This is a genomic window from Pantoea sp. JK (assembly GCF_026130245.1).
Taxonomy (GTDB): domain Bacteria; phylum Pseudomonadota; class Gammaproteobacteria; order Enterobacterales; family Enterobacteriaceae; genus Pantoea; species Pantoea trifolii.
Genome location: NZ_JAINFN010000004.1, coordinates 238,329 through 260,948, shown reverse-complemented (window position 1 = coordinate 260,948; position 22,620 = coordinate 238,329). Strand labels below are relative to the sequence as shown.

Here is a 22,620-nt window from a genome sequence, read left to right as displayed (position 1 = left end):
AATTACCTAATATTACAATTCCTGCGCCCGCGCGGCGGCCATTAAGCGCGGATAAAACTGGAAGAACAGCGGCTCAAGTTGATCATAATGATCAACAAAATCCTGGTAAGAATCGCGCAGTGCGGCCAGACGCGGACGGCGATGCGCCATGCCATTTAGCACCCGCGCCAGCCGTGTCGGTTCGGCATAGTGCTCAAACCAGCGTTCGCGCCACATCACTGCATTCAGTTCGATGAAACCTTCCGGCGTGCCGGCCAGTTGCGGCACGATGTCTTGTTCTGCCGCAGCGGTAAACGCTACCAGCGATTGCGTCGGGTGAATTTTCTCCCAGTGCAGTGCGAGAAAGTGGTCCCAAATCACGTCCAGCGTGATGGGCGCCACGCGGCGTGTTTCCGGGCGAAATAGCTCACGCGCAATACGCACTTCGGGCAGATTATCGGTCAGGACGTCAAGGCGACGATGCATGGCAATGCCAGCCACCACCGGTGCAGGCCATTGTGATTGCACGTTGCCGCGCACGAAATCGGCCATGAGATTGCCCAGCAGAGAGCTGTTAGCCAGCTGCGCCAGGTGAAGGTGAGCGAGAAAGTTCATGGCGCACATTATAAGCAGAATCACAGAAACTCAGCCAGTTGTTCAGAATTTGCCGCTTTTCCGCTAGACTATGCCGCCTGATTTTAAGTCCTGAAGAAGTGAAGCATGCGCGTAGCCGATTTTACCTTTGAGTTGCCAGAATCCTTAATCGCCCACTATCCGCAGGCGCAGCGAAGCGGTTGCCGCCTGCTGTCGCTGGATGGCCCAAGCGGCGCGTTAAGCCACGGCGTATTTACAGACGTGATGGATAAGCTCAATCCGGGCGATCTGCTGGTGTTCAACAACACCCGCGTGATTCCGGCGCGCGTTTTTGGCCGTAAAGCCAGCGGCGGCAAAATCGAGATGCTGGTTGAGCGCATGCTGGACGACAAACGCGTGCTGGCGCACGTGCGCGCTTCTAAAGCGCCCAAGCCGGGTGCAGAGTTGCTGCTGGGCGATGACGAAAGCGTCAAAGCCACGATGGTGGCGCGTCATGACACGCTGTTTGAGATCGCTTTCGAAGACGACCGTGCGGTGCTGGATATTCTCAACAGCGTCGGTCATATGCCGTTGCCGCCATATATCGATCGTCCGGATGAAGATGCAGACCGTGAGCTGTACCAAACCGTGTACGGCGTGCGTCCCGGCGCCGTCGCCGCGCCGACCGCCGGTTTGCACTTTGACGAGCCGCTGCTAGAGGCGCTGAGAGCCAAAGGCGTTGAGATGGCGTTCGTCACGCTGCACGTCGGTGCAGGGACTTTCCAGCCGGTGCGCGTGGAAACCATCGAAGATCACATCATGCACGCCGAATACGCGGAAGTGCCGCAGGATGTGGTGGATGCGGTGCTGGCGTGTAAAGCGCGCGGCAACAAAGTGGTCGCCGTGGGCACCACCTCAGTGCGATCGCTGGAGAGCGCCGCGAAGGCCAGCCAGAACGCGCTGATTGCACCGTTCTTCGATGACACGCAGATTTTCATCTATCCCGGCTATCACTATCAGGTGATCGATGCGTTGATCACCAACTTCCACTTGCCGGAATCGACCCTGATTATGCTGGTTTCGGCCTTTGCCGGTTATCAGCACACCATGGCGGCTTATCACAGCGCGGTGGCAGAGCAGTACCGTTTCTTTAGCTACGGGGATGCGATGTACATCACCCGTAATCCACAAGCGCCTGATGAAAGCGTCGGCGCATAATTGAATCAGACTGTTTCTCTGATTAGAGGTTAATGTGAAATTTGAATTAGATACCACCGACGGGCGCGCGCGCCGTGGCCGTCTGGTCTTTGATCGTGGAGTAGTCGAAACCCCGGCATTTATGCCCGTGGGCACCTACGGCACGGTGAAAGGCATGACGCCGGAAGAAGTGAAAGAGACCGGTGCGCAGATCCTGCTCGGCAACACCTTCCACCTGTGGCTGCGCCCAGGTCAGGAGATCATGAAACTGCACGGCGACCTGCACGATTTCATGAACTGGCAAGGGCCGATCCTCACCGATTCCGGCGGCTTCCAGGTATTCAGCCTCGGCGATATTCGCAAGATCACCGAAGCGGGCGTGCATTTCCGCAACCCGATTAACGGCGACCCGATTTTCCTCGATCCGGAAAAGTCGATGGAGATTCAGTTCGATCTCGGCTCTGACGTAGTGATGATCTTCGACGAATGTACGCCATATCCTGCGGATTGGGATTACGCCAAACGTTCGATGGAGATGTCATTACGCTGGGCCCAGCGCAGCCGTGACCGCTTCGATTCGCTCGGCAATAAAAATGCATTATTCGGCATTATTCAGGGCGGTGTTTACGAAGATTTACGAGATGTCTCCGTTAAAGGTCTGGTAGAGATTGGCTTTGATGGGTACGCTGTGGGCGGCCTGGCGGTGGGTGAACCTAAAGAGGACATGCACCGAATCCTGGAGCACGTCTGTCCGCAAATTCCGCAAGACAAACCGCGTTATTTGATGGGCGTCGGCAAGCCAGAAGATCTGGTGGAAGGCGTTCGCCGCGGTATCGATATGTTTGACTGCGTTATGCCAACGCGCAATGCGCGTAATGGTCATCTGTTTGTTACGGATGGCGTGGTGAAAATTCGTAATGCCCGGTATAAAGATGACACCGCAACGCTGGATGCAGAGTGTGATTGTTACACCTGTCGCAATTATAGCCGCGCCTACTTGCATCATCTTGATCGCTGTAACGAAATACTGGGCGCACGCCTGAATACGATTCACAATCTGCGCTACTACCAGCGTTTGATGGCCGGTTTACGTAAGGCTATCGAAGAGGGTAAATTAGAGCACTTTGTTAGCGAGTTCTACCAACGGACGGGGAAGGCGGTTCCTCCGCTGAACGTCTGATAATTCATCAATGAGGGAAATTTAATGAGCTTTTTCATTTCTGACGCCGTAGCCGCAGCAGGCGCACCGTCTCAGGGAAGTCCGTATTCTCTGGTGATCATGCTGGTGGTATTTGGTCTGATCTTCTACTTCATGATTCTGCGTCCGCAGCAGAAGCGTACTAAAGATCACAAGAAGCTGATGGATTCCATCTCTAAAGGTGATGAAGTGCTGACCAGCGGTGGTTTAGTTGGCCGTGTGACCAAAGTGGCAGAAACTGGCTATGTTTCTATTGCCCTGAACGACACCACTGAAGTAGTTGTTAAACGTGATTTCGTGGCCGCCGTTCTGCCGAAAGGTACTTTGAAGGCGCTGTAATTTTTTCTTCCCGAAGGGAACTGCCGTGTTAAACCGTTATCCTTTGTGGAAGTACATCATGCTGGTCGTCGTGATTCTCGTCGGCCTGCTCTATGCGCTTCCTAACCTTTATGGTGAGGATCCGGCCGTTCAGATCACTGGTGCGCGCGGTGGCGCCGCCAGTGAGCAAACGTTGGATCAGATCCAGACCGTATTAAAACAAGACAATATCGAGAGCAAATCCCTCGCTCTGGAAAATGGTGCCATTCTGGCCCGCTTTGCAACGCAGGATGCGCAGCTGCGCGCGCGTGATGCTATCACCACCGCGCTGGGCGAAGACTACATTGTGGCACTCAACCTCGCGCCGGCAACCCCTCGCTGGCTGAGCATGCTGGCCGCAGAACCGATGAAACTCGGTCTTGATCTGCGCGGCGGCGTTCACTTCCTGATGGAAGTGGATATGGATACGGCTCTGGGCAAACTGCAAGAGCAGAACGCCGACAGCCTGCGCAGCGATCTGCGCGACAAAAGCATTCCGTATACTACCGTTAATAAAATCGCGAACTATGGCGTAGAAGTGCGTTTCCGTGACGGCGCCAGCCGTGACGCGGCAATCAGCTACTTGTCTACTCGCCACCGCGATCTGGTGATCTCAAGCCAGGGCAGCGATGCGCTGCGTGCGGTGATGAGTGATGCGCGCCTGAGCGAAGCGCGTGAATATGCGGTGCAGCAAAACATCACCATTCTGCGTAATCGTGTGAACCAGCTCGGCGTTGCCGAACCGCTGGTGCAGCGTCAGGGTTCTGACCGTATCGTGGTGGAACTGCCGGGTATTCAGGACACCGCGCGCGCTAAAGAGATCCTGGGCGCAACCGCCACGCTGGAATTCCGTCTGGTGAACACCAGCGTAGATCCAACCGCCGCGGCCAGCGGCCGTGTGCCAGGCGATTCGGAAGTGAAGAAAACCCGTGAAGGGCAGCCAGTGGTGCTGTACAAGCGTGTGATTCTAACCGGTGATCACATTACCGATTCCACGTCGAGCATGGATGAGTACAACCAGCCGCAGGTGAACATTTCACTGGATGGCGCAGGCGGCAACATGATGTCGAACTTCACCAAGGACAACATCGGCAAGCCGATGGCGACCCTGTTTGTGGAGTACAAAGACAGCGGTAAGAAAGATGCCAACGGCCGTTCGATTCTGGTGAAACAGGAAGAAGTAATTAACGTGGCGAACATTCAGTCGCGCCTCGGTAACAGCTTCCGTATCACCGGCATCAACAATCCAAACGAAGCACGTCAGCTGTCGCTGCTGCTGCGCGCGGGTGCGTTGATTGCACCAATCCAGATTGTAGAAGAGCGGACTATCGGCCCAACCATGGGTCAGCAGAACATCACACAAGGCCTCGAAGCCTGCCTGTGGGGTTTGATCGCCTCCATCCTGTTCATGGTGGTGTTCTACAAGAAGTTTGGTCTTATCGCGACCAGCGCACTGCTGTGTAACCTGGTGCTGATTGTCGGCATCATGTCACTGCTGCCGGGCGCAACGCTCACCATGCCGGGTATTGCCGGTATCGTGTTGACGCTGGCGGTTGCGGTCGATGCTAACGTGTTGATTAACGAACGTATTAAAGAAGAGTTGCGTAACGGACGCTCGGTACAGCAGGCGATTCATGAAGGCTATAAAGGCGCCTTCTCCAGTATCGTCGACGCCAACGTCACTACGCTGATTAAAGTCATCATTCTTTATGCGGTCGGTACCGGTTCAATCAAAGGCTTTGCGATTACTACCGCTATCGGTATCGCAACCTCAATGTTTACCGCTATCGTCGGCACCCGTGCCATCGTTAACCTGGTGTACGGCGGCAAACGCATCAACAAGCTGTCTATCTGAGGAGTGCGTTGTGGCACAGGAATATAGTATTGAGCAGCTAAACCACGGGCGTAAAGTCGTCGACTTTATGCGCTGGGATAAGCTGGCTTTCATCATCTCCGGTCTGCTGATTGTGGCGTCTATCGCCATCGTCGCTGTCAAAGGCTTCAACTGGGGCCTCGACTTTACCGGCGGAACGGTGATTGAGATTAACCTGGAAAAACCGGCGGATCTTGATGCGCTACGCGAAGGCTTGGTGAAAGCGGGCTTTGAAGAGCCGCTGGTGCAGAACTTTGGTAGCAGCCGCGATGTGATGGTGCGTATGCCTCCGGCAACCGGCAATGCTGGCACCGAACTGGGCAACAAAGTGCTGGCTTCCATTAGCCAGACCACGCAGCAGAACGCCACCGTGAAGCGTGTCGAGTTCGTTGGCCCAAGCGTGGGTAGCGATCTGGCGCAGGCTGGTGCGATGGCGCTGCTGTCGGCGCTGATTGCGATTCTGATCTACATCGGCTTCCGCTTTGAGTGGCGTTTGGCGCTGGGTACCGTACTGGCGCTGGCGCACGATGTGATCATCACCTGCGGAATTCTGGCGCTATCACGGGTTGAAATTGATCTGACGATTGTCGCCTCGCTAATGTCGGTGATTGGTTACTCGCTTAACGATAAGATCGTGGTCTCTGACCGTATTCGTGAGAACTTCCGCAAAATCCGTCGCGGTTCTTCTTACGACATCACCAACGTGTCGCTGACCCAGACGCTGAGCCGTACCTTGATCACCTCCATCACTACGCTGGCGATGATCATGATCCTGTTCGTGTTTGGTGGTGCGTTGCTGAAAGGCTTCTCACTGACCATGCTGATCGGTGTCACCATCGGTACCATTTCATCGATTTATGTCTCTTCAGCGCTGGCGTTGAAACTGGGCATGAAGCGTGAACACATGCTGGTGCAGAAAGTGGAAAAAGAGGGCGCAGATCAGCCTTCGATTCTGCCGTAATTCTGCGTGAAAATAGAAAGGGCTGCCAATGGCAGCCCTTTTTTTATGCCTGTCGATCAGGGCATGCTTTTCGCGGCTGGAGGCTCAACATCGTGCACGCGCACGTAGCCGAGTTGATCCGGGGTTAACCCGCTGAGTCGCAGCGGCACGCTAACCGAACTGCGTGGCATTAACTCGGCGGGAACGTCGATGGTCTGGCTCAGGCTGCCCGCGTTAAGCGGTTTGCCGCTGGCCGGATCCATTTCGCCCCAAACCACGGTAGCGCGCAGCGCCGGAATCGGCTGGTCATCAGTCGAGCGGATATTCAGGTTGGCGCGACTGCCGCTGGCTTCACCCGCCACCTGCGAGAGTGACAAGCGCAGTTTACCCAGCTGCGTCTGCAGTTCTACCGGCGTATTGGCTTGCGGCAACAGCCACGCGCCCTGGTTGGATTGGCTGTTCAGCTGTCCCTGAATCTCCAGCGCCGTTGCCTGATTGGTCAGCTTGCGCATCTTCTGATTAAGCTGACTCACTTCCTGATGCAACTCTTTGACCTGCGGTGAAACCGGCGTTGAACTGCAACCACTGAGAACCAGCAAAGAGAGTGCTGCCGGAGCCCAAAACGTCCTGATCGTCATGCAATGTCCTTTCTTTATTCGGGAATACGTAAAACCTGGCCAGGGTAGATCTTATCAGGATGCGTCAGCATTGGCTTGTTCGCCTCGAAAATCTTGTTGTATTGATTAGGATTTCCGTAGACCTCTTTCGATACCGCACTCAAGGTATCGCCTTTTTTCACGGTGTAGAATTTCGCGGGCGTAGCGGCATCGCTGGTGGTGACCTTGTCATCGACCTTGGTGATCCCCGCGACGTTACCGGCTGCGACCAGAATCTTCTCTTTCAACTCCTGAGAGATGCCATCACCGGTCACGGTCACGGTATCGCCTTTCACATCTACCTTGACCTTATCGCTGTCGGGCAAACCGAGTTTGTTAATGTGATCCTGCAATTTCTTGCTGGCATCGTCGCCGCCGCCACTCACGGCATCCCACAGTTTTTCTCCAGCATCTTTCACGAAATCAAACAGACCCATACATCCTCCAGATTTTTATGATGTTGGCCGCCTTGCTGGCAGCTCTCTAAGCGTAGTGGTTTTTTGACGAGGGAACATGGGGGAGATGTCTTGCATTTGGCTTAATGTCACAAATCGCGATTCACACATTATGTGCCACACACATACATTTTGTGCCGCGATCGCGCTACACTGTGTGGCCTATTTATCTCGCATCAGGAAGCCTCATGCATTGCCCATTCTGCTCCGCTGTGGACACCAAAGTGATTGATTCTCGTCTGGTTAGTGAAGGATCGTCGGTGCGTCGCCGTCGTCAGTGTCTGGTGTGTCATGAGCGTTTTACCACCTTTGAAGTGGCGGAGCTGGTGATGCCGCGCGTGGTGAAAAGCAATGATGTGCGTGAACCCTTCAATGAAGACAAGCTTAGCAGCGGCATGATCAAGGCGCTGGAAAAACGCCCGGTGAGCGCCGATGCGGTGGAGAGCGCGGTCAATCATATTAAAACCCAGCTGCGCGCCACCGGCGAACGCGAAGTGCCAAGCGCACTGATCGGCAATCTGGTGATGGATGAGCTGAAAAAACTCGATAAAGTCGCCTACATTCGCTTTGCCTCGGTCTATCGCAGCTTCGAAGATATTCGCGATTTTGGTGAAGAGATCGCCCGCCTACAGGACTAATCCATGACTGACGAACGCTATATGGCGCGCGCGCTGGAACTGGCGCGCCGCGGACGCTTTACCACCACACCGAATCCGAATGTCGGCTGCGTGATTGTACGCGAAGGCGAGATTGTCGGCGAAGGCTGGCATCAGCGCGCCGGCGAACCGCATGCCGAAGTGCACGCGCTGCGTATGGCGGGCGAACGAGCCGCTGGCGCAACCGCGTATGTCACGCTGGAACCTTGCAGTCATCATGGACGCACGCCGCCGTGCTGCGATGCGCTGATTGCCGCTGGCGTGACGCGCGTGGTCGCCGCAATGCAGGATCCCAATCCGCAGGTGGCGGGACGTGGACTCTATCGTTTACAGCAGGCGGGCATCGACGTCAGTCATGGCCTGATGATGAACGAAGCGGAAGCGCTGAACCGGGGTTTTCTGAAACGCATGCGCACCGGATTCCCATGGATCCAGCTGAAACTCGGCGCATCCCTTGATGGGCGCACAGCCATGGCGAGTGGCGAAAGTCAGTGGATCACCTCCGCAGCCGCAAGGCGCGATGTGCAACGTTTACGCGCGCAGAGTTCAGCTATTCTTAGCACCAGCGCCACCGTGTTAGCAGATAACCCATCGTTAACGGTGCGCTGGAGTGAATTGAATGAAGAGGTGCGTGAGCAGCTCGATGAAAGCCAGCTGCGCCAGCCGGTGCGCGTGGTGATTGACAGCCAACAGCGTGTCACGCCGCAACACCGTTTGATTGACCAACCGGGCGAAACCTGGCTGATGCGCAGCGAACCCGATGAACAAGCGTGGCCCGCCAGCGTGACCCAGATCGCCGTGCCACAGCGTGGCGAACAGCTGGATCTGGTGGCGATGATGATGTTGCTTGGCCAGCGGCAGATCAACAGCGTGTGGGTAGAAGCCGGCGCCAGTTTGGCTGGCGCGCTGCTGCAAGCGGGCTTGGTGGATGAGCTGATCGTTTACATGGCGCCGAAGCTGTTAGGCAATGCTGCTCGCGGCCTGTGTACGCTGCCGGGACTGGAACAGCTGGCCGATGCGCCGGCTCTGAATTTTAGCGATGTGCGGCTGGTGGGCGAGGACCTGCGCCTGACGCTGACACCGCGTTGAAAGCGCGCGGAAAAGCCTGAGCGCGTCGCCAAAGAGTATGATAGAATCCGCCCCCTTCTGCGGGGCCATAAAACAACCCAAAGGATATGTATGAAAGTTATCGAAGCTCCTGTTGCCACGCCTGATGCAAACATTGCCATCGTAATTGCGCGTTTTAACAACTTCATTAATGACAGCCTGCTGGACGGCGCGATTGACGCACTTAAGCGCATCGGCCAGGTGAAAGCAGATAACATCACCGTTGTCTGGGTTCCGGGTGCATACGAACTGCCGCTGGCAGCACGCGCACTGGCGAAAGCCGGTAAGCACGACGCCATTGTTGCGTTGGGCACCGTGATTCGTGGCGGCACCGCACATTTCGAATATGTGGCCGGTGAAGCCAGTTCGGGCATTGCGCATGTCGCGATGACCAGCGAAATCCCGGTGACCTTCGGCGTGTTGACCACTGAAAATATCGAGCAGGCGATTGAACGCGCCGGCACGAAAGCAGGGAATAAAGGTGCCGAAGCGGCCCTGACTGCACTCGAAATGATCAACGTATTGAAAGCCATCAAAGCCTGATTTTTGTAAGGGGAATTTTGTGAAACCTGCTGCTCGTCGTCGCGCCCGTGAGTGCGCTGTCCAGGCGCTTTACTCCTGGCAGCTGTCTAAGAACGACATTGCCGATGTGGAATACCAGTTTCTGGCGGAACAAGACGTCAAAGACGTCGATATTAGCTATTTCCGCGAATTGCTGGCCGGTGTGGCGACTAACAGCGCGTACCTGGACGGTCTGATGAAGCCTTACCTGTCGCGTCAGCTGGAAGAGCTGGGCCAGGTAGAAAAAGCCATCCTGCGTATTTCGCTGTATGAGCTGAGCAAGCGTTCTGATGTGCCGTATAAAGTGGCCATCAACGAAGGCATTGAGTTGGCAAAAGTGTTTGGTGCTGAAGACAGCCACAAATTCGTCAACGGTGTCCTCGACAAAGCTGCCCCGCAAATTCGACCGAATAAAAAATAGTCTTAAAGGCCGGTTCTCCGGCCTTTTTCTCATTGAGACCTGACTTATGTCTTGTGGTGAATTCGAACTGATCGCACGTTACTTTAACCGCGTCACCAGCTCCCGCCGCGATGTGGAGAAAGGAATTGGTGACGACTGTGCGTTACTCAACGTGCCAGAAAAACAGACACTTGCTATCAGCACCGACACGCTGGTTGCGGGCGTCCACTTCTTACGTGATATCCATCCCGCCGATCTCGGCTACAAAGCCGTCGCCGTTAATCTCAGTGATTTAGCCGCCATGGGCGCCGATCCGGCCTGGCTGACGCTGGCATTAACGCTGCCTGAAATTGATGAACCGTGGGTAGCGGCCTTTAGCGATAGCCTGTTTGAGCTGCTGGATTACTACGATATGCAGCTGATTGGCGGTGATACTACACGCGGACCGCTGAGCATGACGCTCGGCATTCACGGTTTAGTGCCGGCGGGAAGGGCGCTGAAACGTTCGGGTGCGAAGCCCGGCGACTGGATTTTTGTCACCGGCACCTTGGGTGACAGCGCAGCCGGTTTGTCGCTGCTGCAACATCGCCATCGCCTGAACGATCCGGCGGTGCACGAAGCGTTGATCAAACGCCATCTGCGTCCGATGCCGCGCGTGCTGCAAGGCCAGGCGCTGCGTGGATTGGCGACCTCGGCGATCGATATCTCTGATGGCCTGATTTCCGATCTCGGCCATGTGCTGACCGCCAGTCGCGTTGGTGCGCGTATCAATCTCGATGCGTTACCGCTTTCGGCGGCCCTACGCGATCACTTCGAGCCGGAGCTGGTGCTGAAATGGGCGTTGAGCGGCGGCGAAGATTACGAGCTGTGCTTTACCGTGCCGGAAGTGAACCGTGGCGCGCTCGATGTGGCGTTGGGGCATTTTGGTGTGCCTTATACCTGCATTGGTCAGATTGCACCGGAATCGGAAGGGCTGAGTCTGCTGGAGAACGGCAAGCCGCGCAGCGTGGATTTGCAAGGGTTTGATCACTTCGGTGCGAAGTGAATTGCCCTCACCCTAACCCTCTCCCACAAGTGGGAGAGGGGACGATTAGGTAGGAACTGCACGTGCTGCTCCCTCGCCCGCTTGCGGGAGAGGGCTGGGGTGAGGGGATAGTCTGCCTTACTCAAATCCCACCACCGGATGCGGTTGATACACCGTCTCCAGTTCGGCAATTTCATTCTCACTCAACTCTACATCCACCGCTTTCACCAGCTCGGCGAATTGCTGCTCGCGCGAGGCACCAATAATCGGCGCGGTGACCGCCGGTTTATGTAATAGCCACGCCAGCGCGACCTGCGCGCGCGTCACGCCTTTATCGGCGGCAACGTTAGCCAGACGCTCGGCAATCGCCGCATCGTTCTCTTCGGTGCCGGTATACAGCTTTTCCATCACATTATCCGACACCGAACGTGCGGTGGTTTCGCCCCACGGACGCGTGAGTTTACCGCGCGCCAGCGGGCTCCACGGCAGCACCGCGATCCCTTCGCGCTGACACAACGGATGCATGTCATTCTCCTCCTCACGCTGAATCAGGTTGTACTGATCCTGCATGCTGACAAAGCGCGCCCAGTTGTTCTGCTTCTGCAGATCCAGCGCCTGGGCAAATTGCGATGCGTGCATTGATGATGCGCCGATATAACGCGCCTTGCCAGATTTCACTACGTCATGCAGCGCTTCCAGCGTCTCTGCAATCGGCGTGTCGTAATCCCAGCGATGGATTTGCAGCAGATCGACGTACTCCATGCCAAGACGCGTCAGGCTGTCATCGACGGATTGCAGGATATTCTTGCGCGATAGGCCTTGTGACAGATTGCTTAGCGGGAAATAGACCTTGGTGGCGACCACAACCTGATCGCGGCGGGCAAAATCTTTCAGTGCGCGGCCCACGATCTCTTCACTGCTGCCATCGGAATAGCTGTTAGCGGTATCGAAGAAGTTGATGCCGGCTGCCAGCGCCTGTTTGATCAGCGGTCGGCTGCTCTCCTCAGGCAGCGTCCACGCGTGATTACCGCGCGTGGGATCGCCGTAAGTCATGCAGCCTAAACAGAGACGCGAAACCTGTAAGTCGGTCTGGCCTAAGGGAATGGTTTTCATGTATTTGGGCTCCTGCTCTTATGCTTGAGGGAAATCGTTCCCTAAGCATAGCAGCAGGCTCGCTCACCGGGCGGTGAGCGAGCCGGGCAGATTACTGGGCGAGCCAGTCAGCGATTTGCTGCTGAATACCGGCGGCATCCAGTTGGTAATCCTGACGCACTTCTTCCTGCGTACCTTGTGGGATGAACTCATCCGGCAGACCGAGGTTGAGCACTGGCACGCGCAGGCGTTTTGCCATCACGTACTCGTTGACGCCGCTACCGGCACCGCCTTTAATGGCGCCTTCTTCCAGCGTAACCAGCGAATCGTGGCTGGCCGCCAGTTCGGCGATCAATGCCTCGTCGAGTGGCTTCACAAAACGCATATCCACCAGCGTGGCATTCAGCGCTTCCGCAGCCGCAGCGGCTTCTGGCAGTAAGGTACCAAAGTTAAGGATCGCCAGCTTTTCGCCGCGACGCTTCACGATGCCTTTACCCAGCGGCAAGCTCGCCAGCGGTTCCAGCGTTGCGCCGGTGCCGGTACCGCGCGGGTAACGTACCGCACTTGGGCCAGCCTGATAGTGATAACCGGTGTACAGCATCAGACGACATTCGTTTTCATCGCTTGGCGTCATGATCACCATCTCTGGCACGCAGCGTAAGAACGCGATATCGAAGGCGCCCTGATGAGTTTGACCATCCGCGCCGACAATGCCGCCGCGATCGATAGCAAACAGCACCGGCAATTTCTGGATGGCGACGTCGTGGATCAGCTGATCGTAGGCGCGCTGCAGGAAGGTTGAGTAGATCGCCACAACCGGTTTGTAACCACCAATTGCCATGCCCGCCGCGAACGTCACGGCGTGCTGCTCGGCAATCGCCACATCAAAATATTGTTGCGGATAATCGCGCGAGTAGCTCACCATGCCGGAACCCTCACGCATCGCTGGCGTGACCGCCATCAAACGCGCATCGTCAGCGGCCATTTCACTCAGCCAGTTGCCGAAAATCTTTGAGTAGCTTGGCAAGCCCGGCACGCTTTTCGGCAGCGCTAGGCTGGCGGGATCGAATTTCGGTACCGCATGCCAGGTGATCGGATCTTCTTCCGCCGGGGCATAACCTTTGCCCTTTTTGGTCATAATGTGCAGGAACTGCGGACCTTTCAGATCGCGCATGTTCTTCAGCGTGCTCACCAGCGTCAGCACGTCGTGGCCATCCACCGGGCCGATATAGTTAAAGCCCAGCTCTTCAAACAGCGTGCCCGGCACCACCATGCCCTTCAGGTGCTCTTCGGTGCGTTTCACCAGCTCTTTAATCGGCGGCAAACCGCCCAATACACGCTTGCCGCCTTCGCGCAGACGTGAATAGGTTTTTCCGGAGAGAATCTGTGCCAGACGATTGTTGAGTGCGCCCACGTTTTCGGAGATCGACATCTCGTTATCGTTAAGGATCACCAGCATATCCGGCTTGATGTCACCGGCGTGGTTCATGGCTTCAAACGCCATGCCCGCCGTGATCGCGCCATCGCCAATAATACAGGCTGTGCGGCGGCCTTTGCCTTCACGCTCGGCGGCAACGGCCATGCCGAGACCGGCGCTGATTGAGGTGGAAGAGTGACCCACGCTTAACACGTCGTACTCACTCTCACCGCGCCACGGGAACGGATGCAGGCCATTTTTCTGACGGATGGTGCCGATGCGATCGCGGCGTCCGGTCAGAATTTTGTGCGGATAAGCCTGATGGCCGACGTCCCACACCAGATGATCAAAGGGGGTGTTATAAACATAATGCAGCGCGACTGTTAGCTCGACGACGCCCAGACCCGATGCAAAGTGGCCGGAAGAACGGCTCACGCTATCCAGCAGATACTGACGCAGTTCGTCACACAGCTCCGGAAGTTTTTCTTTCGGTAATAAACGTAATTCCTGAACCGTGTTGGCTAACGCCAGTGTCGGGTATTTTGCAATATCAAAACTCATCAGAGACTCATTATGAAAGTTATTTATCGCGTTCAATTATGAAGCTTGCCAGCGCTTGTAAGGCGAGTGTGTTGTAAGACTGTGCCGCCAGAATATCGAGCGCGCCGAGCGCCTCTTGATAAAGATCCCAGGCTTTACTGCGGGCATTTTCCAGCCCCATCAATGCAGGATAGGTGCTTTTACCCAACGCCTGATCTGAGCCCTGTGTTTTCCCTAACACGGCGGTATCGCCGATTACATCGAGGATGTCATCCTGCACCTGAAACGCCAGTCCGATGGCGTTGGCGTAGATATCCAGCACCGGCAACGCGGCGCGGCCACGCTCCCCGGCGGCTAATGCGCCAAGACGTACCGCTGCACGTATTAACGCGCCGGTTTTATGACGGTGAATCTGTTCCAGCTGCGCCAGATCGATACTTTTTCCTTCCGCCGCCAAATCCAACGCCTGACCGCCGCACATGCCTGCCACGCCGCTGGCCTGCGCCAGTTCGGAAATCATCGCAATACGCGCTTCGGCGTTGACGCCGGGCATTAGCTGATCGGCCAGAATCGAAAAGGCCAGAGTTTGCAAAGCATCGCCGGCGAGAATCGCCGTGTCTTCACCATATTTTATATGGCAGGTTGGCTGCCCGCGGCGTAACGCATCGTCATCCATCGCCGGCAGATCGTCATGAATCAGGGAATAAGCATGAATGCATTCCACGGCCGCAGCCGGCACATCCAGGCTGGCCGCATCGGCCTTCAGCATTTCACCTGTTGCGTACACCAGAAAGGGACGCAGACGCTTACCGCCTAATAATGCCCCATACTCCATGGCATTCACCAGAGGAGAACTCTGAAAAGGAAGTGGATCTATTAATCGCGTCAAGGCCTGATTAACGCGTTGATGGTAAGCGCTCAGCAGTTTAGCGAAATCCATTACTCATTTTCCGGGGTAAAAGGGGCGAGAGCGGCATCTTTCTCGTCGCTGAGCAGGATTTGCACGCGCTGCTCTGCCTGCTGCAGAGTTTGCTGACCGGTACGTGCCAATTGTACGCCGTGTTCGAATTCGTTCAGCGCCTGCTCCAGCGGCAGCTCGCCACTTTCCAGACGGCTGACAATCTGTTCCAGCTGCTGCAATGCGCTTTCAAAACTGGCTGGCGCTTCGGCTTTTTTTGGCATAATCAGTGTCGACTCACAGGTTAGGACATTATCTTGCAATTGGTCATGGTAGCCGACAGGGATTAATTAGCAAAATAATGAATGTGAAGAAGGTTGCTTAAAGCAGTCACCCAGCAAAGGTGGTATACTTTTGCGCCTCGGATGCGGGGGCTCCTGAATCAACCCGCAATTATATGATTTTAACAGTTAAGTGCTGATGCTTTTAGCACTTATTTGTCCAAACGAATCCCTGTCGCCATGAAGTTTATCGTCAAGCTGTTCCCAGAAATCACCATCAAAAGTCAGTCGGTGCGTCTGCGCTTTATCAAAATTCTCTCCAGTAGCATTCGTAATATTCTGCGCACTGTCGATGAAGACATCAAAGTCGTGCGCCATTGGGACCACATTGAAGTGCGTTCTAAAAATGAGTCGCTGCGTGAGACCCTTGTCACCGAACTGACGCGCATTCCGGGCATACATCATGTGCTCGCGGTAGAAGATCGCTCGTACACCGATATGCACGATATTTTCGAGCAGACGCTGGTGCTGAACCGCGAGCGTCTGGAAGGCAAAAGTTTCTGCGTGCGCGTGAAGCGTCGCGGCAAGCACAGCTTCAGCTCGCAGGACGTGGAACGCTATGTGGGCGGCGGCCTTAATCAGCACATCGCCAGCGCGCGCGTGCAGCTCAATCGCCCGGAGGAAACGGTGAATCTGGAGATCGAAGACGATCGCCTGTTGCTGATCACCGCACGCTATGAAGGCTTAGGCGGTTTCCCGATTGGTACCCAAGAAGATGTGCTGTCACTGATTTCCGGCGGTTTCGACTCCGGCGTGTCGAGCTATATGCTGATGCGCCGCGGCTGCCGCGTGCATTACTGCTTCTTCAACCTTGGCGGTGCGGCACACGAGATAGGCGTGCGTCAGGTTGCGCATTATCTCTGGCAGCGTTTTGGTCGCTCGCACCGCGTGCGTTTCGTGGCGATCAACTTCGAGCCGGTAGTGGGTGAGATTCTGGAGAAAGTGGACGACGGCCAAATGGGCGTGGTGCTAAAGCGCATGATGGTGCGTGCGGCGTCGATGGTGGCGGAGCGTTACGGCGTGCAGGCGCTGGTGACCGGCGAAGCGCTGGGCCAGGTTTCCAGCCAGACGCTGACTAACCTGCGTTTGATCGATAACGCCTCCGATACGCTGATTCTGCGTCCGCTGATCTCCCATGATAAAGAGCACATCATCGATGTGGCGCGTAAGATCGGCACTGAAGATTTTGCCCGCACCATGCCAGAGTATTGCGGTGTGATTTCGAAAAGCCCAACCGTTAAAGCGGTGAAGGGCAAGATCGAAGCGGAAGAGCAAAACTTCGATTTCGAGATTCTTAATCGCGTGGTGCAGGAAGCCAGCAACGTCGACATCCGTGAAATCGCCGAGCAGACGGAAGAAGAAGTGGTGGAAGTTGAAACCGTTGACTCTTTCACCCGCAACGACGTAGTGCTGGATATCCGTTCGGCCGATGAGCAGGAAGCAAAGCCGCTGGAAGTTGAAGGCGTTGAAGTGAAAACGTTGGCGTTCTACAAACTCAGCACCCAGTTTGGCGATTTGGACCAGAGCAAAACCTGGCTGCTGTATTGCGATCGCGGTGTGATGAGTCGCCTGCAGGCGCTCTATCTGCACGAGCAGGGCTTCAAAAACGTAAAAGTTTATCGCCCTTAATTAGTAGGGTCGCCATTTATGGCGACCTCTGCCAATTAACGCTCTTCAAACTCCTGATAATTATAAATTCCCGCCGCCAGTACCAGCTGTGAAGCCACTTCACGCGCGGTCTCTTTATCCACCAGCAAATCAATCAGCTTCAACGCAAAATCAATCGCGGTGCCCGGTCCCTGGCTGGTCAGCAGATTAACGCGCGGATCCCACACTACGCGGCGCTCCATCCATTTACTGTCTGGAATGGTGTCACGCAGGCCGGGAAAACCGGTCATATTGCCGACGGGAAACAGATCGTGCGTGACCAAAACCGTGCCCGGCGCGGCACAAATTGCCGCCACAATTTTGCTGGAGAGATGGAACTGGCGCACGGTTTCCACCAGCAATGGGCTGTCGCGAAAAGTCTCCGCGCCTTTCAAACCGCCCGGCAGTACAATCGCATCGTAATCGTTGTCCGCCACCTCAACCAAAGGCGCATCTGCCAGCAGCCGCACACCGCGCGAGCAGACGATCTCACGCGTGCCATCGCTCTCCACGCTGGCGGTGGTGACGCTTAATCCGCCGCGTACCAGCAAATCGATAGTGGTGACCGCTTCGGTCTCTTCACTTCCATGTGCCAGGCAAACCAGAACCGATGCGTTCGCGCTCATAGTGGGACTCCTTACGTTTAATCAGATCGTACAAACGGGTATTTTCCGGCAGTGAAATGCCCTGCGCGCGGGCGCGACGTAACAAGTAACCGGTGATGTAATCAATTTCGGTCAGACGCTGCGCCCGCACATCCTGCAGCATCGATGAGGTATTGGCAGCGGTGCTATCGATCACGTCGTAAATAATGTCGCGCAGATTATCCACCGCCATGTGCTGGCCTTCGCGCTCCATCACCCAGGCGATCTCTTCGCACAGCAACGCTATTCGTTCCGGCCAGGCACGCAGCGCACCGTTTTGGCAATCGTGTTCAACGGTCATCGGGTTGATTACGCAGTTGATGGCCAGCTTACGCCAGCTGGCGGCGGCGATGTTGTCATGCCAGGCCACGTCCGGCAGCGCCTGATGCAGAATATCGGCGATATCGCTCAGCGCGGCGCTCTCGCGATTAGCAGGACCAATGTGCGTGATGCCGTGCGCGATATGTTTGATCACCGTGCCGTCGCGCATCGCGGCGTGGGTGGTGATACCGCGCAGCAGCGGCTGGCGCAGGTCTTTCAACTCTTCCAGCGTACCCATACCATTATGCAGCAGCAGAATCGGCGCGTGCGTCGGCAGCACGCTTTGCAGGTTTTTCACTGCAGGAGAAACCTGCGGCGCTTTGAGCGTCACCAGTAATAGCTGGCTTTCGGCGAGGAACAGCGGATCGTTGGCGATAAAGGTGTGATTGCTCACCTGGCCTTGCGGATCGACCACGTTGGCGGAGCAATACGGCTGCGGCACACGTAACCAACCCTGCACCTCATGTCCCTGACGGGCGAGAGCGGCAAGCCAAATTTGACCTAAGGCGCCACACCCCAACACGGTAATTTTCATTTTGCCTCCCGTGGGCGGGTTCCGGTTTTCACGTTACGAGTCAGTATAGCTTTCCATGTATCGTGTTTTATTAGCGCCACAAGACGCGTATTATGCATGTCACTTTAGTATCAGGAGAAGAAAAGATGCCATCTTTCGATATCGTTTCCGAAGTCGAATTGTCGGAAGTGCGAAATGCCGTGGAGAATGCGAGCCGCGAGATCTCAACCCGTTTCGATTTCCGTAACGTGAGTGCAACCATTGAGCTCAACGAAAAGAATGAGACCATCAAACTCAGCAGCGAATCTGATTTTCAGGTAAAGCAGCTGGTGGATATTCTGCGCGAAAAGCTGCTGAAGCGTGGCATTGAAGGCGCGGCGATTGAAGTGCCAGAAGAGATCGTGCACAGCGGTAAAAACTGGTCGGTGGAAGCCAAGCTGAAGAAAGGTATCGAAAGCGATGTCGCGAAAAAGCTGGTGAAGCTGATTAAAGACAGCAAGCTGAAAGTGCAGACGCAGATTCAGGGTGAAGAACTGCGCGTAACCGGTAAGTCACGCGACGATCTGCAAGGTGCGATGGCGCTGGTGCGCGGTGGCAACCTCGGTCAGCCTTTCCAGTTCAAAAACTTCCGCGACTAATCGCGTTTGTCGCGCGCCGCACGACGATAGAGCGTGCTGCGTGCGACGCCTAAGGCTTCCGCCGTTTTACTGATATTGCCATTAAAGCGCTGCAGCGTTTCGCTGATCAACCGTTCATCATGACTCTGCCGATCGGGCTGTGGCGGCAACGCTGCGCGACGATACTCGGCCGGCAAATGCACCTCAGTGACTTCCTCACCTTCATCCGCCAGCGCCAGCAGTACGCGTAACAAGCTGCGCAATTGCCGCACGTTGCCCGGCCACGGCAGCTGTGCCAGTGCTGTTAATAAAGCAGGTGAAAGCTGAATATCACGATCCGCGCCGCCCAGCTCCAGCCATAAACGGATGATAAAACCTTCTACGTCCGGCCAGTCGCGCAGCGGCGGAATGGTCATTGAGAATTCCTGCAGGCGATAGAGCAAATCTTCGCGGAATTCGCCTTCTGCGACGCGTTGTGCCAAATCGCGGTGCGTGGCGCTGATCACCGCAAAATTCACCGGCCAGCTGCGGCTGGAGCCGAGCGGCGCCACCTCTTTCTCCTGCAACACCCGTAGCAAGCGGGTTTGCAGCGCCAGCGGCATATCGCCAATTTCATCGAGAAACAGCACGCCGCCATCCGCTTCACGGATTTTACCGATATAGCCATTCTTGCTCGCACCGGTAAACGCGCCGGGTTGATAGCCAAACAGCTCAGATTCAATCAGCGCTTCGGGGATGGCCGCGCAGTTAATAGCAACGAATTTGCCTTCGCGCCAGCGGCTCTGTTGATGCAGTGCGCGGCTGACATACTCTTTGCCGCTGCCGGTTTCGCCGTGAATGCACAGTGAAACGCCGGCATTGAGCAGTCGCACCATCTTTTCGCCATCGCGGCCCAGCGAGAAGGGCAGATCGCTGGCGGGTTCGCTCGGCGTGGCAAAATGGCTGCGCTGCGGCGCACGCAGGCGGAAATAGTAGCGCTGCGCGGCGTAATCGAGCGGAACGGGAATGGTGTTGGCTTGCTGCTGCTGTTGCGGGAACAGTTGTTGAAAGGTCACGCTGCCGAGTTGTTCGACGCTCAGCGCCAGTTCGCGCATCGCCAGACGATTAGCGGCGGTCAGGACGTTGTCCGAGAACACCAGCAGCAGTTCATCGCTGGTATCGATGCCCTGCGGCTGCAGATGCAGGCTCATCAACCATTGCTGCGGATGCAGGCTCTGTTTTACCCACAGGTATTCGATCTGTTTCGCCGCCGCTTTCACCCAATTAAAGGTTTGCGGATGCGGGAAGTGCGCCGGGCCGGAAATATCCAGCACGCCAGCAATTTGGCCGTTCGGCATTTGCAGCGGCATCGCCGCGCAGTACAAGCCTTGGTTGAGCGTCAGGAAGTGCTGATGACCTTGAATTTCGCAGCCGTCATCAATCGCCAGCGCGGTGCCAATCGCATTGGTGCCACGCCCGCATTCACTCCACAAATTGCCCGGCGCCAGCGCATAACGTTGGGCTTTTTCCATCGAATGCATATCGCCAAAGGTATTCAACACCAAACCGGTGGCATCCGACAGAATCACCACCGATTGCTTCTCGGCCAGTCTCTGCGCCAGCTGTTTAATAACCGGCTGCGCGAACTGCTGCAGCCCGGCATTGCTGGCGAGCACATCGGCCAGTTCACCCTGACGAACACGAGGAAAATCATCGGCGGTGCGATCGAGACCATACAGCTGGCTACGAAACCAGGAGTCGCTTAACAGCGGATTGGTGTTAACGGCAGACGCGGATGGATTTCCCTGCATTGATGACCTCATGCCCAAGCGAAAGTGTTGCAGCATTGTAGCGGGTCGGTTTCTGTACTGTTGCGATACGCAACACAGATGGTGAACTTTTCTGCACAACATCTGCAAACCAAGCCACACGTAGGTTTATAACTTGATGATTAAATTTATATTTTTTCAAATAATCAGCTGATGAAAAAAGCTGGCACGCCCGCTGCAATAGCTTCTTTGACAGCATGTTCTCTGAATGGCGACTGACCTTTCAGATTATCTGACCCTACATAAAGGAGTTTGCGATGCGTTATGCACATCCCGGCACGCCCGGCGCTTTGGTTTCATTTCAGGCGACTTACGGCAACTACATTGCGGGCAAATTCGTCGAGCCGCTCAGCGGCCAATACTTCACCAACACCTCGCCAGTGAATGGCAGTGATATCGCGCAGTTTCCGCGTTCGGATGCGCGTGATATCGATTTAGCGCTGGACGCGGCGCATCAGGCGGCCGATGCCTGGGGAAAAACCAGCGTGCAGCATCGTGCCAACATCCTGCTGCAGGTGGCGGACCGTATTGAGGCCAATCTCGAAAAACTGGCGGTAGCGGAGAGCTGGGATAACGGGAAACCAATCCGCGAAACCCTGAATGCCGATCTGCCCCTGGCGGTGGATCACTTCCGTTACTTCGCCGGTTGCCTGCGGGCGCAAGAGGGCAGCACTGCGGAGATCGATGAAACCACCGTGGCGTATCACTTCCATGAGCCGCTCGGCGTGGTTGGGCAGATCATTCCGTGGAACTTCCCGCTGTTAATGGCGGCGTGGAAACTGGCGCCGGCGCTGGCGGCGGGGAACTGTGTGGTGCTGAAACCGGCGGAACAGACGCCGCTGGGCATTACGCTGCTGATGGAGGTGATTGGCGATCTGTTCCCGGCTGGCGTGTTGAATGTGGTGCAGGGCTTTGGTCGTGAAGCGGGTGAAGCGCTGGCGACCAGCAAACGCATCGCTAAAATCGCCTTTACCGGTTCAACGCCGGTGGGTCGTCACATCATGGCCTGTGCCGCCGAAAACATCATTCCCTGCACCGTCGAGCTGGGCGGCAAGTCGCCGAATATCTACTTTGCCGATGTAATGGACGGCGAGGATGAGTTTATTGAGAAAGCGGTGGAAGGGTTAGTGCTCGGTTTCTTCAATCAGGGCGAAGTCTGTACCTGTCCGTCACGCGCGTTGATTCACGAATCGATCTATCAACCCTTTATGGATCGCGTGATGGCAAAGGTGGCGAATATCCGTCGTGGCGATCCGCTAGATAGCGACACCATGATTGGCGCGCAGGCTTCACGCCAGCAATTCGATAAAATCCTGTCGTATATCAACATCGCTCGCGACGAAGGCGGGCAGATTCTCACCGGTGGCGATCGCGCCAGCATGGCCGCTGAACTGAATGACGGATTCTACATTCAGCCGACCTTAATCAAAGGAACTAACCAGATGCGCTGTTTCCAGGAGGAGATTTTTGGGCCGGTAATTGGTGTTACAACCTTTAAGGACGAAGCAGAAGCCCTCGCCATCGCCAATGAAACCCAGTTTGGCCTTGGCGCGGGCGTGTGGACGCGCGACACCAATCTGGCTTATCGCATGGGACGCGGCATTAAAGCCGGTCGCGTTTGGACCAACTGCTATCACATCTATCCCGCTCACGCGGCATTCGGCGGCTACAAGCAATCGGGTGTGGGCCGTGAGACGCACAAGATGGCGCTCAGCGCCTATCAACAAACCAAAAATCTGCTGGTTAGCTATGGCACCGCGCCTTTGGGCCTGTTCTGAGTCCGCATCCGATCAAATGGAGAGTGA

General features: G+C 55.9%; 24 protein-coding genes. 13 read left to right on the top strand and 11 right to left on the bottom strand.

The window, feature by feature from the left end; all coding sequences use genetic code 11:
* Positions 1-12: 12 nt before the first annotated feature.
* Complete coding sequence (locus PanJK_RS11665; protein WP_256695777.1) at positions 13-594, bottom strand: ACP phosphodiesterase; 582 nt, start codon at positions 592-594, stop codon at positions 13-15.
* A gap of 105 nt (positions 595-699) precedes the next feature.
* Between PanJK_RS11665 and queA the strand changes: the two genes are divergently transcribed.
* From queA to secF, 5 genes are read left to right on the top strand one after another with little or no spacing between them, the layout of a single operon-like run.
* Positions 700-1,770, top strand: a complete 1,071-nt coding sequence (queA, locus tag PanJK_RS11660; protein WP_256695778.1) for a tRNA preQ1(34) S-adenosylmethionine ribosyltransferase-isomerase QueA — start codon at positions 700-702, stop codon at positions 1,768-1,770.
* 34 nt (positions 1,771-1,804) lie between these two features.
* Positions 1,805-2,929 carry a tRNA guanosine(34) transglycosylase Tgt gene (gene tgt / locus PanJK_RS11655; RefSeq protein ID WP_061717469.1) on the top strand — a complete coding sequence of 375 codons (1,125 nt, stop codon included), beginning with the start codon at positions 1,805-1,807 and terminating at the stop codon, positions 2,927-2,929.
* A gap of 24 nt (positions 2,930-2,953) precedes the next feature.
* Positions 2,954-3,286 carry a preprotein translocase subunit YajC gene (yajC, locus tag PanJK_RS11650; RefSeq protein WP_008103990.1) on the top strand — a complete coding sequence of 111 codons (333 nt, stop codon included), beginning with the start codon at positions 2,954-2,956 and terminating at the stop codon, positions 3,284-3,286.
* A gap of 25 nt (positions 3,287-3,311) precedes the next feature.
* A complete protein-coding gene (secD, locus tag PanJK_RS11645; RefSeq protein ID WP_256695779.1) occupies positions 3,312-5,159 on the top strand; it encodes a protein translocase subunit SecD in 1,848 nt (615 codons plus the stop codon).
* A 10-nt stretch (positions 5,160-5,169) separates the two neighbouring features.
* Positions 5,170-6,138 carry a protein translocase subunit SecF gene (secF, locus tag PanJK_RS11640; RefSeq protein ID WP_256695780.1) on the top strand — a complete coding sequence of 323 codons (969 nt, stop codon included), beginning with the start codon at positions 5,170-5,172 and terminating at the stop codon, positions 6,136-6,138.
* 56 nt (positions 6,139-6,194) lie between these two features.
* On the opposite strand, the gene PanJK_RS11635 is transcribed toward secF, so the two are convergent.
* Both PanJK_RS11635 and lysM read right to left on the bottom strand, forming a co-directional pair.
* On the bottom strand, positions 6,195-6,755 hold the full coding sequence (locus PanJK_RS11635; protein WP_265299798.1) for a DUF3251 domain-containing protein: 561 nt from the start codon (positions 6,753-6,755) through the stop codon (positions 6,195-6,197).
* 14 nt (positions 6,756-6,769) lie between these two features.
* Positions 6,770-7,210: a peptidoglycan-binding protein LysM gene (gene lysM, locus PanJK_RS11630; RefSeq protein ID WP_008103980.1), complete on the bottom strand. Its 441-nt coding sequence runs from the start codon at positions 7,208-7,210 to the stop codon at positions 6,770-6,772.
* 206 nt (positions 7,211-7,416) lie between these two features.
* On the opposite strand from lysM, the gene nrdR reads away from it, so the two are divergent.
* The 5 genes from nrdR (at position 7,417) to thiL (ending at position 10,997) form a co-directional block, all read left to right on the top strand.
* The gene (gene nrdR, locus PanJK_RS11625; RefSeq protein WP_008103978.1) at positions 7,417-7,866 is read left to right on the top strand and encodes a transcriptional regulator NrdR; all 450 of its coding nucleotides are present in this window, start codon (positions 7,417-7,419) and stop codon (positions 7,864-7,866) included.
* A gap of 3 nt (positions 7,867-7,869) precedes the next feature.
* On the top strand, positions 7,870-8,973 hold the full coding sequence (ribD, locus tag PanJK_RS11620; protein WP_265299793.1) for a bifunctional diaminohydroxyphosphoribosylaminopyrimidine deaminase/5-amino-6-(5-phosphoribosylamino)uracil reductase RibD: 1,104 nt from the start codon (positions 7,870-7,872) through the stop codon (positions 8,971-8,973).
* Positions 8,974-9,063: 90 nt separating this feature from the next.
* Positions 9,064-9,534 carry a 6,7-dimethyl-8-ribityllumazine synthase gene (gene ribE / locus PanJK_RS11615; protein WP_007887008.1) on the top strand — a complete coding sequence of 157 codons (471 nt, stop codon included), beginning with the start codon at positions 9,064-9,066 and terminating at the stop codon, positions 9,532-9,534.
* A 19-nt stretch (positions 9,535-9,553) separates the two neighbouring features.
* Positions 9,554-9,973: a transcription antitermination factor NusB gene (gene nusB, locus PanJK_RS11610; protein WP_007887007.1), complete on the top strand. Its 420-nt coding sequence runs from the start codon at positions 9,554-9,556 to the stop codon at positions 9,971-9,973.
* Between the two features lie 46 nt (positions 9,974-10,019).
* On the top strand, positions 10,020-10,997 hold the full coding sequence (gene thiL, locus PanJK_RS11605; protein ID WP_265299789.1) for a thiamine-phosphate kinase: 978 nt from the start codon (positions 10,020-10,022) through the stop codon (positions 10,995-10,997).
* Positions 10,998-11,114: 117 nt separating this feature from the next.
* Here thiL and PanJK_RS11600 read toward each other — a convergent pair whose 3' ends face one another.
* From PanJK_RS11600 to xseB, 4 genes are all read right to left on the bottom strand, one after another.
* Positions 11,115-12,089, bottom strand: a complete 975-nt coding sequence (locus PanJK_RS11600; RefSeq protein WP_265299788.1) for an aldo/keto reductase — start codon at positions 12,087-12,089, stop codon at positions 11,115-11,117.
* A gap of 91 nt (positions 12,090-12,180) precedes the next feature.
* A complete protein-coding gene (dxs, locus tag PanJK_RS11595; protein ID WP_176971259.1) occupies positions 12,181-14,046 on the bottom strand; it encodes a 1-deoxy-D-xylulose-5-phosphate synthase in 1,866 nt (621 codons plus the stop codon).
* A 19-nt stretch (positions 14,047-14,065) separates the two neighbouring features.
* On the bottom strand, positions 14,066-14,965 hold the full coding sequence (gene ispA / locus PanJK_RS11590; protein WP_265299784.1) for a (2E,6E)-farnesyl diphosphate synthase: 900 nt from the start codon (positions 14,963-14,965) through the stop codon (positions 14,066-14,068).
* Positions 14,965-15,207, bottom strand: coding sequence for an exodeoxyribonuclease VII small subunit (gene xseB, locus PanJK_RS11585; RefSeq protein ID WP_265299782.1), 243 nt, complete (start codon positions 15,205-15,207; stop codon positions 14,965-14,967). Before xseB ends, ispA begins: the two co-directional genes overlap by 1 nt.
* Positions 15,208-15,444: 237 nt before the next feature.
* Here xseB and thiI point away from each other — a divergent pair, with 237 nt between their 5' ends.
* Entirely contained in the window at positions 15,445-16,893 is a 1,449-nt protein-coding gene (thiI, locus tag PanJK_RS11580) for a tRNA uracil 4-sulfurtransferase ThiI (RefSeq protein WP_256695789.1), read from the top strand.
* 35 nt (positions 16,894-16,928) lie between these two features.
* On the opposite strand, the gene yajL is transcribed toward thiI, so the two are convergent.
* Positions 16,929-17,537, bottom strand: a complete 609-nt coding sequence (gene yajL, locus PanJK_RS11575) for a protein deglycase YajL (protein ID WP_265299779.1) — start codon at positions 17,535-17,537, stop codon at positions 16,929-16,931.
* The gene (gene panE / locus PanJK_RS11570) at positions 17,491-18,411 is read right to left on the bottom strand and encodes a 2-dehydropantoate 2-reductase (protein ID WP_265299777.1); all 921 of its coding nucleotides are present in this window, start codon (positions 18,409-18,411) and stop codon (positions 17,491-17,493) included. The genes yajL and panE overlap by 47 nt, the downstream gene beginning before the upstream one ends.
* 125 nt (positions 18,412-18,536) lie before the next feature.
* Between panE and PanJK_RS11565 the strand changes: the two genes are divergently transcribed.
* Positions 18,537-19,028, top strand: a complete 492-nt coding sequence (locus PanJK_RS11565) for a YajQ family cyclic di-GMP-binding protein (protein WP_265299775.1) — start codon at positions 18,537-18,539, stop codon at positions 19,026-19,028.
* On the opposite strand, the gene PanJK_RS11560 is transcribed toward PanJK_RS11565, so the two are convergent.
* The gene (locus PanJK_RS11560; RefSeq protein WP_265299773.1) at positions 19,025-20,797 is read right to left on the bottom strand and encodes a sigma-54-dependent Fis family transcriptional regulator; all 1,773 of its coding nucleotides are present in this window, start codon (positions 20,795-20,797) and stop codon (positions 19,025-19,027) included. The genes PanJK_RS11565 and PanJK_RS11560 overlap by 4 nt on opposite strands.
* On the bottom strand, positions 20,766-21,014 hold the full coding sequence (locus PanJK_RS11555; protein WP_265299771.1) for a hypothetical protein: 249 nt from the start codon (positions 21,012-21,014) through the stop codon (positions 20,766-20,768). The genes PanJK_RS11560 and PanJK_RS11555 overlap by 32 nt, the downstream gene beginning before the upstream one ends.
* A 58-nt stretch (positions 21,015-21,072) precedes the next feature.
* On the opposite strand from PanJK_RS11555, the gene PanJK_RS11550 reads away from it, so the two are divergent.
* A complete protein-coding gene (locus PanJK_RS11550) occupies positions 21,073-22,593 on the top strand; it encodes an aldehyde dehydrogenase family protein (RefSeq protein ID WP_265299769.1) in 1,521 nt (506 codons plus the stop codon).
* Positions 22,594-22,620 lie beyond the last annotated feature (27 nt).